1 pseudogene is annotated in these 639 nt (G+C 36.2%); it reads left to right on the top strand.

The annotated features are described in order from the left end of the window. A pseudogene (locus ACIFO6_RS24220) lies at nt 1-435 on the top strand (hypothetical protein); the annotation flags it as partial. Nucleotides 436-639 lie beyond the last annotated feature (204 nt).

Below are 639 nucleotides of genomic sequence, written 5' to 3'. Positions count from 1 at the left end.
ACAACTAAAATTGAATATTTCCTACAAGATCAAAAACTTCTGATTGATGGAGTTAAGCAGGATGAATTAATGGTTAAAGAAATTAATTCAGATTTTTCATTAAACGATGTTCCTTCTGGTGGAACTTTTGCTGGAAAGTTTGATTATTCTTATAATTGGGTAAATGTAGGGATTTCTATAGGTGCAGGGATCATCTCAACGATTACTAAAGTACCTGTTTCAACCATTCTTACTGTGATTAGTATTTCGGCTGGGATGAATACTGTAGCTTACTTTACGGTATATCAATATTCGTATCCTCGAACATGTGGAGTCATACCTTACGCACATCATGTGATATTTTATGAGAGTGCTTCACGGACGAAAGTAACTGGCGTGTTTGACACCGGAAAATTCTTTAGTTCACAGCCCTCCCCTATAGGCTGTACACCATGACTAAATTACTAAAGCGGTACGTAGGGATTATAGTAAGTTATGCTTTAGGTATAGGCATATTCTACGTCCTTGGATATAAGTTTGATATTATGATGCTTTATATCATTTTGACTTCGATCATAATTGGAGAGGTAATCAATTTTGCTTTATCAAAGCGAGAAAAATGAACAGATCAGCAGCTACACCAAAGGAACCTCTGTCCCC

It is taken from the genome of Paenibacillus sp. NRS-1781, assembly GCF_050467745.1.
GTDB classification, from domain to species: Bacteria; Bacillota; Bacilli; order Paenibacillales; family Paenibacillaceae; genus Paenibacillus; species Paenibacillus terrae_A.
Note: the sequence above shows the minus strand (reverse complement) of the source record. Positions and strands in the feature narration are given on the sequence as shown.